The 13,791-nt window shown below is 69.1% G+C and carries 15 protein-coding genes; 1 reads left to right on the top strand and 14 read right to left on the bottom strand.

Annotated features, from left to right (window positions below; translation table 11 throughout):
- Positions 1–41: 41 nt before the first annotated feature.
- Entirely contained in the window at positions 42–1,112 is a 1,071-nt protein-coding gene (locus L687_RS40805) for a hypothetical protein (RefSeq protein WP_021201618.1), read from the top strand.
- Positions 1,113–1,130: 18 nt separating this feature from the next.
- Here the strand turns inward: L687_RS40805 and L687_RS40800 are convergent, their stop codons facing one another.
- The 14 genes from L687_RS40800 to L687_RS40735 all read right to left on the bottom strand — a co-directional run bounded on the left by L687_RS40800 (position 1,131) and on the right by L687_RS40735 (position 13,696).
- The gene (locus L687_RS40800; protein ID WP_046399059.1) at positions 1,131–3,062 is read right to left on the bottom strand and encodes a cytochrome c oxidase assembly protein; all 1,932 of its coding nucleotides are present in this window, start codon (positions 3,060–3,062) and stop codon (positions 1,131–1,133) included.
- Positions 3,063–3,228: 166 nt separating this feature from the next.
- On the bottom strand, positions 3,229–3,516 hold the full coding sequence (locus tag L687_RS40795; protein ID WP_017203554.1) for an HU family DNA-binding protein: 288 nt from the start codon (positions 3,514–3,516) through the stop codon (positions 3,229–3,231).
- Between the two features lie 377 nt (positions 3,517–3,893).
- Positions 3,894–4,718 (bottom strand): endonuclease domain-containing protein, encoded by an 825-nt coding sequence (locus L687_RS42300; protein WP_021201616.1) that lies wholly within the window; start codon positions 4,716–4,718, stop codon positions 3,894–3,896.
- A gap of 313 nt (positions 4,719–5,031) precedes the next feature.
- Positions 5,032–5,337 (bottom strand): 30S ribosomal protein S14, encoded by a 306-nt coding sequence (gene rpsN, locus L687_RS40785; protein WP_017829734.1) that lies wholly within the window; start codon positions 5,335–5,337, stop codon positions 5,032–5,034.
- Between the two features lie 3 nt (positions 5,338–5,340).
- On the bottom strand, positions 5,341–5,511 hold the full coding sequence (gene rpmG, locus L687_RS40780) for a 50S ribosomal protein L33 (RefSeq protein ID WP_017203558.1): 171 nt from the start codon (positions 5,509–5,511) through the stop codon (positions 5,341–5,343).
- On the bottom strand, positions 5,511–5,747 hold the full coding sequence (gene rpmB / locus L687_RS40775; RefSeq protein ID WP_017203559.1) for a 50S ribosomal protein L28: 237 nt from the start codon (positions 5,745–5,747) through the stop codon (positions 5,511–5,513). The genes rpmG and rpmB overlap by 1 nt, the downstream gene beginning before the upstream one ends.
- A gap of 139 nt (positions 5,748–5,886) precedes the next feature.
- On the bottom strand, positions 5,887–6,675 hold the full coding sequence (locus L687_RS40770; RefSeq protein ID WP_021201615.1) for a DNA-3-methyladenine glycosylase: 789 nt from the start codon (positions 6,673–6,675) through the stop codon (positions 5,887–5,889).
- A gap of 1 nt (position 6,676) precedes the next feature.
- On the bottom strand, positions 6,677–8,581 hold the full coding sequence (locus tag L687_RS40765; RefSeq protein WP_231924892.1) for a hypothetical protein: 1,905 nt from the start codon (positions 8,579–8,581) through the stop codon (positions 6,677–6,679).
- Positions 8,571–9,437 carry a TIGR03943 family putative permease subunit gene (locus tag L687_RS40760; protein WP_021201613.1) on the bottom strand — a complete coding sequence of 289 codons (867 nt, stop codon included), beginning with the start codon at positions 9,435–9,437 and terminating at the stop codon, positions 8,571–8,573. Before L687_RS40760 ends, L687_RS40765 begins: the two co-directional genes overlap by 11 nt.
- Entirely contained in the window at positions 9,430–10,470 is a 1,041-nt protein-coding gene (locus L687_RS40755) for a permease (RefSeq protein WP_021201612.1), read from the bottom strand. The genes L687_RS40760 and L687_RS40755 overlap by 8 nt, the downstream gene beginning before the upstream one ends.
- The gene (locus L687_RS40750) at positions 10,467–10,883 is read right to left on the bottom strand and encodes a Fur family transcriptional regulator (protein ID WP_021201611.1); all 417 of its coding nucleotides are present in this window, start codon (positions 10,881–10,883) and stop codon (positions 10,467–10,469) included. Before L687_RS40750 ends, L687_RS40755 begins: the two co-directional genes overlap by 4 nt.
- Positions 10,884–10,929: 46 nt before the next feature.
- The gene (locus L687_RS40745) at positions 10,930–11,808 is read right to left on the bottom strand and encodes a metal ABC transporter permease (protein WP_021201610.1); all 879 of its coding nucleotides are present in this window, start codon (positions 11,806–11,808) and stop codon (positions 10,930–10,932) included.
- Positions 11,805–12,668: a metal ABC transporter ATP-binding protein gene (locus L687_RS40740; protein WP_021201609.1), complete on the bottom strand. Its 864-nt coding sequence runs from the start codon at positions 12,666–12,668 to the stop codon at positions 11,805–11,807. The genes L687_RS40745 and L687_RS40740 overlap by 4 nt, the downstream gene beginning before the upstream one ends.
- Positions 12,665–13,696, bottom strand: coding sequence for a metal ABC transporter solute-binding protein, Zn/Mn family (locus L687_RS40735; RefSeq protein ID WP_021201608.1), 1,032 nt, complete (start codon positions 13,694–13,696; stop codon positions 12,665–12,667). The genes L687_RS40740 and L687_RS40735 overlap by 4 nt, the downstream gene beginning before the upstream one ends.
- Between the last annotated feature and the right edge of the window lie 95 nt (positions 13,697–13,791).

The following is a 13,791-nucleotide window of genomic DNA, read 5'->3' as shown; positions in this document are numbered from 1 at the left end:
ACGCTCGGCGTCCCCCCAGGACGCCCTCCTAGACTGACGCCATGGACCGGGCACGTGCGAGCGCGCCCCGGCGCGCGCGCCTGGGGGTCGACCTGGCGATGCTCGCTGTCGTCGGCATGATGCTCGTCGCCGCACTCGGAGCCGGCGGCGTCACGCTGTATCAGCAGTTCTACGGGCCGTCGGCGTTCGTGGTCCGCTACCTCGACCTGCTCTCCTCCGGTCGCGCCGCTGACGCGCTGCGTGTTCCCGGGGTCGCGATCGACCGCGAGACACTCGATGCCGCGGGCATCGACCCCGCGGCATCGGAGGCGATGCTCCGCCGCGCCGCGCTCGCGCCGCTGACCGACGTGACAGTGACGTCGGAGAAGCCCGCAGACGGCGGCACCGCCGTCACCGTCAGCTACCAGGCGAGCGGCCACCCCGGGACCAGTACGTTCCTGATCGAACAGGACGGATGGGCGGGAGTCACCCCCCATTGGCGTTTCACGACGAGCCCCCTGGCCGTCGTGGATCTCACGGTTCGCGGTGCGGACAAGTTCGCCGTGAACGGGTTCGAGGTCGATCGGCGTCAGGTGTCGATCGACGGCGCCGATGCCGTCCCCCTCGACCCGCTGCCGCTGCTGGTGTTCACCCCCGGACTGTATGCGATCACGGTGGACACCCCCATATCGACGGCCTCCGGCCACGGAGTCCTCGCCGACACCCCCCTCGCCGTCACGCCGCTCGATGTGCAGACCGAGCCGACCGACGAGTTCATCGACGTGGTGCAGGAGCGCGTCGAGGCTTTCCTCACCGAGTGCACGACGCAGGAGGTGCTGCAGCCGACGGCCTGCCCGTTCGGCCTGCGGGTCACGAACCGCCTCGCCTCGGCTCCGAAGTGGTCGATCGCGACCCAGCCACGGGTCACGGTCACCCCCGACGGCGGGCAGTGGCAGATCCCGACGACGGATGCGGTCGCTCACGTCGACGTCGACATCAAGTCGCTGTTCGACGGCAAGACCCAGCCGCTGTCGGAAGACGTCCCCTTCCAGCTCACGGGAACGATCGCGATCCTTCCCGACGGCACCGCGTCGATCAGGATCGGCTCCCCCGGAGAGCAGCCCGTCGGCTGACGCCCGAGCGAGCCGGCCTCAGCGGCCTGCGCGCTGCTCCCGCTTGTCGCGCTCGGCGAGGGCAGCCAGCTTGGCGTTGTACTCCTCGAGCTCGGCGTCTCCCGTGCGATCGGCGTGCCGGTCCGCGCGGCGCTGCAGCTTGGTGTCGCTGCGACTCCACTGGATCGCGACCGTGATCGCGAGGATGAGCGTAGGGATCTCGCCGATCGACCAGGCGATGCCGCCACCCACGTACTGATCCTGCAGCGGGTCCACGCCCCAGTCACGGCCCATCGATCCGAACCAGTCGGCCACCATGAGGCCCTCCTGCATCATGATCGCGATGCCGAAGAAGGCGTGCATCGCCATCACGGCGATCAGGGTGATCAGACGACCGGGGTAGGGCAGACGGTAGGGCACCGGGTCGGCGCCGATCAGGCTCATCACGAAGAGGTAGCCCGAGATCAGGAAGTGGATGATCATCCACTCATGGCCGAGGTGCTCGTACATCGACCAGCGCACGAGGTCGGTGAAGTAGAACGCCCAGAGCGACAGGATGAAGATCGCCGCCGCCACGAACGGGTGCGTCACGACGCGGGCGAAGGGCGAGTGCACGGCCCACATGATCCACTCGCGACCGCCTCGGGTGCCGTCGTCGCGTTTGTGGATCGCACGCAGGGCGAGGGTGATGGGGGCACCGGACACCATCAGCAGCGGGATCGCCATCGACAGCATCATGTGGCCCATCATGTGGATGCTGAAGAGGTATTCCTGGTAGGCGTTGAGCGGCCCGCTGGTCACCCAGACGAGCATCAGCATGCCGAGCACCCAGAACACGGTGCGATGGATCGGCCAGCGGTCGCCGCGCAGTCGCAGTCGCCGCACTCCTGCCAGGTAGAGGAACAGTCCGAAGCCGGCGGCGACGAGCCAGAGCACGTCGAAGTCCCAGGCGGTGAACCAGCGCTCGATCGTCAGTTCCGGCGGCAGCGTCGAGCCGGTGAGGATCTGCGCGGGGGTCTGGGCGAACGCGGCGACCTCCCCGGTGGGGGGAGGTGTGCGTGCGAGTGCGGCGGCAGCACCCGAGGCGAGACCCATCAACGCGACCTCGCACAGCACGAGGAGCCAGAACCAGCCGGCCGCGCGCTGACCGGAGAGCTTGGGGATCAGGCGGGCGCGGTACCAGGCCCCCAGCAGCCCCATTCCCCCCAGGAGTACGACCTTGGCCAGCACGATCCAGCCGTAGGGCGTCGCCCACAGCGCATCCCAGCTGCCGACGGCGACGATGGACCGGGTGACGCCCGACACGGCGACCACGGCGAAAGCGGCGATCGCGAGCGACGAATAGCGCCCGACGAGTTGCGCGGTGTCGACATCGGCTCGTCCGCGCAACAGGACCAGGAGCAGGAGACCGCCGAGCCAGACGGCGGCGCCGATCGTGTGCAACAGGATCGAGTTGACGGCCATGTTGTGCCCGGCGAGGTCGCCGGCATGGCCCTGAGTCGCGAGCGGGAGGAAGGATGCGGCGGCGAGGAGGGCCGTGATCAGTGTGGGTGTCCACGAACGCCACGCGAACGCCAGCACCGTGATGATCGCACCGAAGATGGTGGTGATGAGCCAGGACTGCCCCAGCGGCAGCTCCAGCAGGAATCGACCGAGCTGCGTGCCGAACTCGCGTTCGATGCTGAGCTTCGGGTTGAAGGCGGCCATGAAGGCGAGAAAGCCGGCGAGACCCGCGGAAACCGTGAACACGGCCGCTCCCACCGAGGCGATGTTCAGGGCGGCGTCGAATGATCGGTCCCCCGCGCGCAGTCCGAACAGCGCGAGCACGAGCGAGCCGAGCATGACCGCGCCCGAGATGTTCATGACGAGCTTGGCGATCGGCGTGCCCCAGAGCACGAACGGCCCCGGATCCTGCAGGAGCGGCGGCTTGGCGCCTCCGCCGACGAGCAGCGCCAGCACGAGGGCTGCCATCGCGGCGAGCAGGAGGATGACGATTCCCGCGATTCGATACGCCGAAATCCGACTCGTCGACTCGCTGCGGGAACTCACCCCTCCAGCCTAGGCGCGACCGGCGGTGAGAAAGCACGAAGGCCGCTCCCGTCGGAACGGGAGCGGCCTTCGAAGAGGTGCGGTCGAATTACTTGACGGCAGCCTTGAGCTTGGAACCAGCGGTCACCTTGACGCGCTTGCCGGCCGGGATCTTGATCTCGGCGCCGGTCTGCGGGTTGCGGCCCGTGCGAGCAGCGGTGTCGACCTGCTCGAAGGAGATCCAGCCCGGGATGGAGACCTTGCTGCCCTTGGCAACAGCGTCGGAGACCGTGGCGAACAGCGAGTCGAGGACACCGGAGACGGTGGCCTGGCTCTGGCCCGTGGCGCTTGCGATGCTCGCGACGAGCTCGGTCTTGGTGATGGACTTGTCAGCCATGTCATCCTCCAGCGACGAGATCCCGTCGCATCGTTGTGGGTATCGGAGCGGGTGCTCCTGGTCTAGCGACCGCCTCGAATGTACCAACCACCACCCTCATTTCCGCGTCATTTCGCGGGTTTTGGGCAATTACTGGGCGTGTCGCGTCACTTTTGTCACTCCAGTCACAGAAACCAAGGCCCTCAACGGGGCCGGTGCGCCTTGATCACGGCGCTGGACGTGCGCGCGAAAGCCGGCGCGACGCGGTCCTCCCCGTCCCCCACACCCCCATGCCCCCCCCGTGGGGAGGAGTCCTCGCCGATGGGCGGAGGATGTTCCTGAGTGGTTCCGCCCGACGGGGAGTTCTCCGCCCGTCGCGGTGTGCAGAGGTGCGAGGATCAGCGCGCGAGATGGAGGCGCTGAGCGATCGCAGCCAGGATCAGGCTCTGCACGTCCGCCCAGTGGTTCATGAGCTGGTCGTAGCCGATGCGGATCACGTGATAGCCGCGGAGCATCAGCTCGACGTCGTGCGCGATATCGCTCGTGCGTTGGGGTCCGACATGATGCCCACCGTCGATCTGCACGACGAGTCGTTCGCCGATCAAGAAGTCCACTCGGTGCCCGATGATCCAGACCTGCGGCGTGATCGGCAGGTCCAGCCATGCCATCCGCGTGCGGAAGATGGTCTCCGTCCCCGCGTCGGCGAAGGGACGGGCGTCGCCCAGGAGCCGCCTCGCCGCCGGCGGCAGGGGTGCCCGTTCGAGCACGTCGGGGTCCACGGCCCCTGCCCGCATCGCGGACTCCCAGGTCGCGAGCGCATCTTCATATGGCTGACAGCGCGCCACGAGCACGAGCGCGTTCTCGATCGAGTCCTCGAGCAGATCCGGATCTCGAGGGAAGATCGGCCGGCTCCAGTGCACGACCCCACGAGCATCCTTCGCGTGACCGGACTTCGGGGGTGCCGCCAGGTGCGGTCGCGATACGGCCGTCACCCACAGATCCTTCCGCGCGGCAACGGTGACGCAACTGAGCACGACTCCTCGCTTCGCCGCCGCGACGAGCATCGGGTCCGCACCGGGGAGCCCCACCCACCCCCGGCACACCGAGACCACCGCCCCTGCGCGCACCGCTTGCCGCAGCGCGTGCTCGGTGACCCCCGCTCGGCGCATGGTGACGACCCGCGCGATCCCGTTCCTGGCTGTGAGGGCGCGCACGACATCCATGCCTCGAGCCTGCCGCGCCTCGACGGCCCCGCAGCGCCACAGATCCGCCCTCTGTTCACTCCTTAGCAGTGGCTACTCGCTGTGCAGGGGCAGTCTTCGGGCGGACTTCCTCGTGATGGGCGGCGAACCCCATCACCGAAGTCCGCCTATCAGCGAGAAGTCCGCCCTTCGCGTGGCGCTTCACGAGACAGAGGTGACAGGAGACAGGAGACAGGAGACAGAGGAGACAGAGGCGCGGAGCGAACGTGAGGGTGGAGACGCGAAAGGGGCGAGGATCCGAAGATCCTCGCCCCTTTCGGCTGTCTGCTGAGACTTACCAGCTCGACTTGGTCACGCCGGGCAGCTCGCCACGGTGCGCCATGTCACGGAAGCGGACACGCGAGATGCCGAACTTCGTGAGGACACCACGGGGGCGGCCGTCGATGACGTCGCGCGAACGCACGCGAGCCGGCGACGCGTTGCGCGGCAGCTTCTGCAGGCCGACGCGTGCGGCCTCGCGGGCCTCGTCGGTGGCGTTCGGGTCGACCAGGGTCTTCTTCAGCTCGGCGCGACGCTCGGCGTAACGCTCGACGATGACCTTGCGCTGCTCGTTGCGAGCGATCTTGCTCTTCTTAGCCATTGATCAACGCTCCTCTCGGAATTCGACGTGCTGACGGATGACCGGGTCGTACTTCTTGAGCACGAGGCGGTCGGGGGTGTTGCGGCGGTTCTTCTTGGTCACGTACGTGTATCCCGTACCTGCCGTCGAACGCAGCTTGATGATCGGACGTACGTCCTGAGCCTTCTTGGCCATTAGAGCTTCACACCCTTCGCCTGGAGGTCCTTGACCACGTTCTCGATGCCACGGACGTCGATCACCTTGATGCCCTTGGCGGACACGTTGAGCGTGATCTTACGACCGAGCGAGGGAACGAAATACGTCTTCTTCTGCACGTTCGGGTCGAAGCGGCGCTTCGTCCGGCGGTGCGAGTGCGAGACATTGTGTCCGAAGCCGGGAACAGCTCCGGTCACCTGGCACACTGCTGCCATGATGTGACTCCTTCTATACCGTGAGGCCGGACGGCCCCACCCAAGATCCCTTGTCTGCACGCAACCACGACCCGCCGATCTCTCGGCCGCAGAAGGGGAAGCACGCGAACTGCGCACAGGAGTGTGCGCAGACAAAGAGTCAGTTTAGCACGGGCGCCGACCCGGTCGATCCCGGCTCCCCCGAAGCGAGTTCGGCAGCAGCCTCGGCCGCGCCCCTGCCCCATCGGAACGGCGACACCGTCGGGTCCGCGTCGATCCAGAAGCGCCACGGGAAAGCCGCGGTCCCGGCGACGCCGGCGACACCGACGCGCGGACCGCTGGCCACGTCGTCCCGCTGCGGACCCAGCCACAGCTCGGCTCGTGCTCCGCGACGCTCCCCACCCGTGATCGCGTCGATCCCGTCGTGCACGGGATGCCGCAATCCCACCGCCTGTCCGAGACGACCCGGCCCGCGGGCGAGGTCCCGCAGCGTCGTGCGCCGAAGGGGAAGCGCGACGCCACGTCGGAGGGCCGCCGCCTCCGTGCCGCTCACGATCTCGCCCGCCCGGAGCAGCACGCCGTCGCCCTGCCCTTCAGGGCCGCACACGACGTTCACGCACGAGTGGATGCCGTGGCTCAGGTACACGTACAGGTGACCCGGCTCGCCCCACATCGTGGAGTTGCGGGCCGTGCGCCCCATGCGCGCATGAGAACCCGGATCGGGGATCTCGCCCGTGCCCTGCCCGTGGTACGCCTCGACCTCCGTGATGCGCAACCGCACCTCGACGGGAACGGAGTCGCTCCCGATCGCGACGACCGTGCGCAGCTCGCCTCCGAGCAGGCGCGGTGCGACGTCGACCGCAGAGGCGCTCAGGTCTGCACGGACGGCACGGCGCAGGCTTTCGTGCGGCAGGTCGACGCCGCGGAGGAGGTCGGAACCGTCCGTCATCTCAGAAGCGCGGAGCCGTCTGGCACCACGAGGCGTCGAAGCCGGTGAGGGCGACGATCTCCTTGCCGGAAGCCATGTCGATCAGGTGGGTCTCGACGTTCTCGGGCAGCGGCAGCAGCATCCCGTCGTAGGCGTTGTTCGCCAGGTCGGGAGCGACGACGACGGCGGCGTACTGGCCGCTCGGCGACGCGCAGGCCTGCAGGATCGAGTCCGTGGATCCGACCTCGACCAGCGGGGTCGCCGCGCCGTCGTCGTTGACGCGCACGACCACCTGTCCGATCGGCAGCCCCTCGTCGTCGCGAGCGATCACGTGGCGCAACGTGCCACCGGGATACGGCGTGATCGAGCTCGCCGTCCCGTAGTCGGGATCGGATGCCGCGAGCGGCTGCTCCGACCCGTCTGCGAGGTTGAGTTCGACCACGGCGCCGTCGAGCCGTTCGACGATCGCCGTGTAGGTGCCGCGGGAGATCCCCTGGATGGTGGCCGCGAGGCCGAGGGACTGCACACCCGTGTCGGTCGAACGGTCGACGAGCGAGAGGGCTCCGTCGAAGTCGATGAACAGCACGGCTGCGCTGTCGGGCACGAACTGCCAGACGAAGACGCTCGCCTCGGCGCCGGCGACCTCGATGATCTGCGGGTCGTCATCGCCGCTCAGCGACTGGGTGACCAGCACGCTCGCACGCCCCTCGGTGTCGCTGAGCTCCTTGTCGGAGTAGCTGTAGCCGACGAGGCCGCCGCGTTCGGAGACCTGGATCGCGCCCACGTATCCCTCACCGGGAAGAGTGAGCTCGCGCTGGTTCTTGCCGTCGCGGTCCATCACGAGCAGGCGGGACCCGTCGTCCTCCTCGACCGACACCACGAGCTGCGTGGAGGTCGCGCGGAAGTCGTTGATCTTGTCGTGCTCGAAGACCGGGACGGCCTTCTCGCCGCTGAGGTCGGTGAGGAAGATCTTGTCCTTGCCCGCGACATCGCGACGCAGCAGGAAGATGTTCGACGGCGGCGTCGTGAAGCTCGTGGTCAGCGTCGTCTTCGGGCCACCGCCGGCACCGACCACATCGGCGACACGGACCGTGTACTCGGTCGAGTCGTCGAGCGGGACCGTGAATCGCACGCCCACGCCGCGCCCCGAGGCATCCACCGTGAAGGGCACCTCCGGCTCGACCGTGACCTGCGCCGGGTCGATGTCGGCGAGTGCCTGGTTCGCAGTGAGGATCACGCGGCTGCCGGACGATTCGATCGCCTGTGCCGCATCGACCTGCACATCGCTGATGCGCGGGCCCTGAAGGAGGCTGGCGATGCCCAACCCCGTCCCGACGACGACGAGCACCCCGAGGACCGCGGCAACCGTGAGCACGAACCGGCGTCGGCTCCCCGGCGGGGGCGGGACCCGGCGCTCGGCGGCGGCGCGGGGGATCGGCGGCGCATACGGGTCCGCTGTCGCGTCCTGTGCCGCCGCACCGGCCGCTGCACCGGCCACCGCGCTCTCGACGACGGGTTCCGGTGCGGCGCCGACGAACACGGGTTCGGTCGCGAGGGGGACGGGCGGAAGAGCGGTCGCCTCCGCATCCTCGCGCGCCGCAGCCTCGAAGGCGGCCATCTTGCGGGCGGCGGCCTCCTGCTCCGCGACCTCACGGTCACCTGCCTCACGGACCGCGGCTTCACGAGCAGCGGCTTCACGCGCAGCCGCCTCGCGCGCAGCCGCTTCGTCTGCACCGGCAGGTTGCTGATCGCCCGGCCGATCGGCCGGGGTGGGCTGGTCGGCGGGCGGTGCGACATGGTCGGCAGACGCCACCGCGCGGTCGATCCGCTCGGCCTCCGCCGCTTCGGCAGCTTCTCGCGCTGCACGCATCTCCGCGCGGGTGCGCGGGACGGCGGGCACCTCTGGGCGCTCGTCGTCAGTACTCATAGGGGTCTCCCGGCTCATCGATCGCGACGACATCGGTCGGCTCGATGCGGAGCTTGCCGTCGGCATCCGCGCGCACGGTGCCGGTGATCTCGACCCATTGGCCGGTCGCGTACTCGTCGGGCTTCACATCGACGGGCAGAACGGCGGTCTGCGCATCGATCACGCAATGCGTGATGACCAGACGGGTCAGGTTCACACCGTCGTCTCCCGACGCGCCCGGCGTCACGAAGCCCGTGAGCTTCACCGCGGCGCCGTCGTAGGCGGCCGTGTTCGTCGCCGCCGTGAAGACACTCGCCCAGTCGCCGACGCCGAACGTCGACGTGTCGGCCACGCCGAGAGCGACCGAGTCCGCGCCGGCGAACAATGCGCTCTGCTCTCCCGCGCGCGACATCGCGAGCTCGACCGACAGGGAGGCCGGCGGCAGGACGAGACCCGCCACGACGACACCCGAGGCGATGACTCCGCCGGCGACGGCCGCGACTCCGGCGAGCGCGCGGCGAGAGGAGGCCGGGGCACCATCGTGATCAGCACCGTCGTGATCCGCACCGTCGTGATCCGCACCGTCGTGATCACCGTGGACTGCGGGAGCGGGCACAGGCCCGTGGTCGTGGCCGTGGTCGCTCTCCTCCCCCAACGGGAGGGTGCACGACCAGATCGCTCCGGCCAGAGTCACGACCGCGGCGGTGCAGGCGAACCACACCGACTCCGGGCTGATGTAGAGGTTGAGACGCCCCGTGAGACCGAGGCCGAGGGTGACGACCGAGATGACGGTCGCGAGCCCCACACCCAGCCAGCGGGTGCCGAGTGCACGTATGCGGGTGGCGGTCTGCTCGGACCGCGCCGTCTGCTCAGACAAGGACGTTCACCCCGATACCGATCGCGAAAGCCGAGGCGAGCACGATGCCGACGATCCCGACGAGCGTGCGCGCGGTGAACGTGGTGCGCATGAGCGCCAGCATCTTGATGTCGACGAGTGGACCGACGAGCAGGAAGGCGACGAGGGCGCCGGACGAGAACGTCGAGGCGAACGAGAGCGCGAAGAACGCATCGACGTTCGAGCAGATGGCCACCGTCATCGCGAGCGCCATCATGGCGACGATCGACAGCACCGGGTTCGACCCGATCGCGAGCAGCCACTCGCGCGGGATCAGTACCTGCACGGCCCCGGCGAGCGCCGAGCCGATCACGAGTGCAGGCATGACGGCGCGCAGCTCGATCAGGAACTGGGTGAGACTGCGGCGCACCGGCGTGCCCGGTTCGTGGGTGACCAGCTCGCAGGTGTCGACGAAGCGCTGGGTGAGCATGCCGTCCGGGTCGGGGTGGCGGCTGTAGATCCAGCCGATGAGGTTCGCGATGAGGTAGCCGCCCACGAGCCGGGCGACGAGGATCCCACCGTCCCAGCCGAAAGCGGCGTGCGTGGTGAGGATCACGATCGGGTTCACGATCGGCGCGGCGATGAGGAACGTCATCGCTTCGGCCGGCGCGAGGCCGCGCATCATGAGGCCACGGGCGAAGGGCACGTTGCCGCACTCGCACACCGGGATCAGCATGCCCAACAGCGACAGCACCGCACGGCGGGCCCACGCGCGCTTCGGCAGCCAGCGGTGGATCGCATCGGCCGGGAGCCACACCTGCACCACGATCGAGAGCAGCACGCCGAGGATCACGAACGGCAGGGCTTCGATGAGCACACTCAGCGCGAGGGTGAGACCGTCCTGCGCGCGGGTGGGCAGCGAGGCGGGGAACAGCGTCGGCAGGAAGGCATCGATCAGGAAGAGCGCGGCGATGATGGCAGCGCCCAGGCCGACGCCGATCCATGCCGATCGCGGCGAGGGCGCCGGGCGATGGGAGTGGCCGTGACGGGTCGCCGTTGCTGCCGAGGAGCTCACGCGGACGCGGCCCTCTCGGCGTCGCGCTTGTTCGCACACGGGGTGCACAGCCCGAAGATGTCGACCACGTGGGCGGCCTCGGTGAAGCCGTGCAGTGCCGCGGTGCGGTGCGCCCACTGCTCGACGTCCTTGGCCTCGATCTCGACGGTCAGACCGCAGGATCGGCAGATGAGGTGGTGATGGTGGCCCTGCGTGGTGCAGGCGCGGTACAGCGCCTCACCCTCGGGACTCTGCAGCGAGTCGGCGTCTCCGGAGGCGGCGAGTCCGGCCAGCGCACGGTAGACGGTGGCGAGGCCGATGCCGGTGTTGTCGTCGCGCAGCGCGGCGTGCAGGCTCTGCGCGCTCACGAATCCGCGCGCGTCGGCGAGTGCTTCGCGCACACGTTCGCGCTGCCAGGTGTTCCGCTGAGCCATACGAAGAGTCTAGGCCGCGGGGGTTGGCGAGGGCTGGGAGAGGATCTCAGGCACGCACACGGCGCACTCGGGCCCGCGCCTTCTGCACGATCCAGCACACCACGTAGATCGTGAACGACAGGGTCGTGATGTACGGGCTCACCGGGAGCGTGCCGGCGAGGGCCAGCAGGATGCCGCCGACCGCGGACACGAAGCCGAACAGCGCGGCCAGCAACGGCACGGCGATGGGGCCTGCGGTGACGCGCATCGCGGCGGCCGCGGGGGTGACCAGCAGCGCCATCACCAGGAGGGCCCCGATGATGTGCACGCTCACCGCGACGATCAGGCCGAGCAGCACCATGAACAGCAGGCTGACGGCACGGGTCGGCACGCCGCGGGCCGCGGCCGATTCCGGGTCGAGCGAGTCGAACCGCAGCGGGTTCCACATCACCAGCAGACCGATCAGCACGACCATGCTGATACCGATCAGCCAGCCGAGGTCGGGGCTCGAGACCGAAACGATCTGGCCGGTGAGCAGGCTGAAGCGGTTGGCGCTGCGGCCGTCGTAGAGCGAGAGGAACAGGATGCCGAGGCCCAGGCCGAACGGCATGAGCACACCCACGATGGAGTTGCGGTCCCTGGCCTTGGCCCCGAGGACCCCGATCAGGATGGCGGCGACGAGCGCTCCGCCGAGAGACCCGGCTACGACGCTGCCGCCGAAGAGCAGGGCGGCAGCCGCTCCCGCGAATGACAGCTCGCTCACGCCGTGCACCGCGAAAGCCAGGTCGCGCTGCATCACGAAGACGCCGATGAGTCCGCCGACGATGCCGAGCACCGCGCCGGCGATGATCGAGTTCGCGAGCAGGGTGACGAGCTCGCCGTAGTCCTGGAACGAGAAGACGTCGCTCCAATCGACCAGCGGCACCATGCCCAGTGCGACGCTCATGCCGCTCCTCCGTGCTCGTGGTGTCCGTGGTCGTGGTGTCCGTGCTCGTGGTCGCCGTGGTCGTGGTGGGGCTCGGCGTCCGGCACGCCCACGACCACCAGCCGGTCGCCCGCGCGGAGCACGAACACCGGAGTGCCGTAGAGGTCGGTGAGCACGCGCGTCTGCAGCACCTCGTCGGGGGTTCCGAGCAGGAACCGTCCGCCGGCGATGTAGAGGATGCGGTCGACCCGGCCGAGGATCGGGTTGATGTCATGGGTGACGAACAACACCGCCGCCTCGCGCTCACGGCGCTGACGATCGATGATGTCGGTCACGGCGACCTGGTTCGCGAGGTCGAGGTTCGACAGCGGCTCGTCGCACAGCAGCAGGGCCGGCTCGTCGGCGAGGGCCTGACCGACCCGCAACCGCTGCTGCTCGCCGCCCGAGAGCAGTCCGACCCGGCGATCGGCGAAGTGCGAGGCGCCGACCGCCTCGAGCAGGTGGTCGACCTTGGCGCGGTCGCCACGGTGCGGGATCGGGAAGCCGAAGCGGCTCCCCTGCACGCCCAGGGCGACGAGGTCGCGGGCTCGCATGCTCGTGTCGGGGGCGAGCGAGCGCTGCTGCGGGATGTACCCGATACGGGAGTTACCGCGGTGCACGGGCTCACCCGCGACGCGGATCGTGCCCGAAGACAGCGGTTGCAGGCCCAGGATGCTCCGCAGCAGGGTGGTCTTGCCCGATCCGGAGGGGCCGAGCACCGCGATGAACTCCCCCGGCTCGACCGTGAGGTCGAGGCCTGACCAGAGTTCGCGATCACCGCGCTGCAGCGACGCGTCGGAGATCTCGAGGACCGGATTCCCGCGCTGTGCGGCGCCGCTCACGACTTGACGGCGGCGGCGAGGCTCTGGATCGCGTCACTCATCCACTCAGAGTACGACGATCCGTCCTCGAGCAGCTCCGTGAAGGCGACGATGGGGATGCCGGCGTCCTTCGCCGCGGTTTCGACGCGCTGCGTCTCGGACCCGCCGGTCTGCGCGTTGGTCAGCAGTGCCGTCACCTGACCGCTGCCGATCACGTCGAGCGCCTGCAGCAGCACGGCCGGGGCGACGTCGGTGCCCTCTTCGACCGACTCGGCGAATCCGTCGGGGGTGACATCGGTGAATCCGGCGGCTGCAGCGAGGTAGCCGGGCAGCGGCTCGGTGATGAAGACGTCGACGTCGGGCGCCTCCGTCTTGAGGGTCGCCAACTCGGTCTCGAAGCCTTCGAGGTCGGCCGTGAGAGTGGCCGCGTTCGCGGCGAACTCCTTCGCTCCGTCGGGGTCGAGCTCGGTCAGCTCATCGGCGATGGCATCCACGACGTGGATCATCGTGTGCGGATCGAACCAGACGTGCTCGTTGAAGCCCTCGATGTGGTCGTGGCCCTCGTGCCCGGCCTCGTCGTCGGCGTGATCGTGCGCCTCGCCCTCGGGCGCGTCGCTCTCCTCGGGGGCAGCGCTCGCCGACTCGTCGGCGTGGTCGTGGCCCGCCTCGTCGTGACCCTCGTTCCCGGGGAAGTCGTGCGAGTACTCGACGGCTGTGACCACATGCGGGTCCTTCGCGTCCTGCAGCAGCGTGTCGATGAAGGCGTCGTAGCCGCCGCCGTTCTCGATCACGAGGTCGGCCTTCTGCACGGTCAGCCGGTCGCGGGCGCTGGCTTCGTAGGAGTGCGGGTCCTGCGAGGCGGAGGTGATGATCGACTGCACGTCGACGCGGTCTCCGCCGATCGTCGCCGCGATGTCGCCGTAGACGTTGGTGCTCGCCACGACCGTGATGGTGCCGTCGTCGCCCTCCCCCGCCGAGGGGGTGGAGCATCCGGCCAGCGTGAGAGCGGCGACGGATGCGAGGGCGAGGGCGACGACGGGCTTCTTCATGCCCTCACTCTAAACGCTAATGAGAACCATTATCAAATCCTTCGCCCTGCCTGCCCGCCCCGCTGCCTGCCTGCCTGCCCGCCCGCCAAAACGGA

This window comes from Microbacterium maritypicum MF109 (genome assembly GCF_000455825.1).
Taxonomy (GTDB): domain Bacteria; phylum Actinomycetota; class Actinomycetes; order Actinomycetales; family Microbacteriaceae; genus Microbacterium; species Microbacterium maritypicum_A.
Note: the sequence above shows the minus strand (reverse complement) of the source record. Positions and strands in the feature narration are given on the sequence as shown.

Bases quoted from the DNA above. Each gene is read 5' to 3' on its own strand.
- L687_RS40805 (WP_021201618.1), top strand. From the start codon at position 42: ATGGACCGGGCACGTGCGAGCGCGCCCCGGCGCGCGCGCCTGGGGGTC.
- L687_RS40800 (WP_046399059.1), bottom strand. From the start codon at position 3,062: ATGGCAGCCCTCGTGCTGGCGCTGCTCGTCGGCGGAGGCGCCAAGCCG.
- L687_RS40795 (WP_017203554.1), bottom strand. From the start codon at position 3,516: ATGGCTGACAAGTCCATCACCAAGACCGAGCTCGTCGCGAGCATCGCA.
- L687_RS42300 (WP_021201616.1), bottom strand. From the start codon at position 4,718: ATGGATGTCGTGCGCGCCCTCACAGCCAGGAACGGGATCGCGCGGGTC.
- rpsN (WP_017829734.1), bottom strand. From the start codon at position 5,337: ATGGCTAAGAAGAGCAAGATCGCTCGCAACGAGCAGCGCAAGGTCATC.
- rpmG (WP_017203558.1), bottom strand. From the start codon at position 5,511: ATGGCCAAGAAGGCTCAGGACGTACGTCCGATCATCAAGCTGCGTTCG.
- rpmB (WP_017203559.1), bottom strand. From the start codon at position 5,747: ATGGCAGCAGTGTGCCAGGTGACCGGAGCTGTTCCCGGCTTCGGACAC.
- L687_RS40770 (WP_021201615.1), bottom strand. From the start codon at position 6,675: ATGACGGACGGTTCCGACCTCCTCCGCGGCGTCGACCTGCCGCACGAA.
- L687_RS40765 (WP_231924892.1), bottom strand. From the start codon at position 8,581: ATGAGTACTGACGACGAGCGCCCAGAGGTGCCCGCCGTCCCGCGCACC.
- L687_RS40750 (WP_021201611.1), bottom strand. From the start codon at position 10,883: ATGGCTCAGCGGAACACCTGGCAGCGCGAACGTGTGCGCGAAGCACTC.
- L687_RS40745 (WP_021201610.1), bottom strand. From the start codon at position 11,808: ATGAGCGTCGCACTGGGCATGGTGCCGCTGGTCGATTGGAGCGACGTC.
- L687_RS40735 (WP_021201608.1), bottom strand. From the start codon at position 13,696: ATGAAGAAGCCCGTCGTCGCCCTCGCCCTCGCATCCGTCGCCGCTCTC.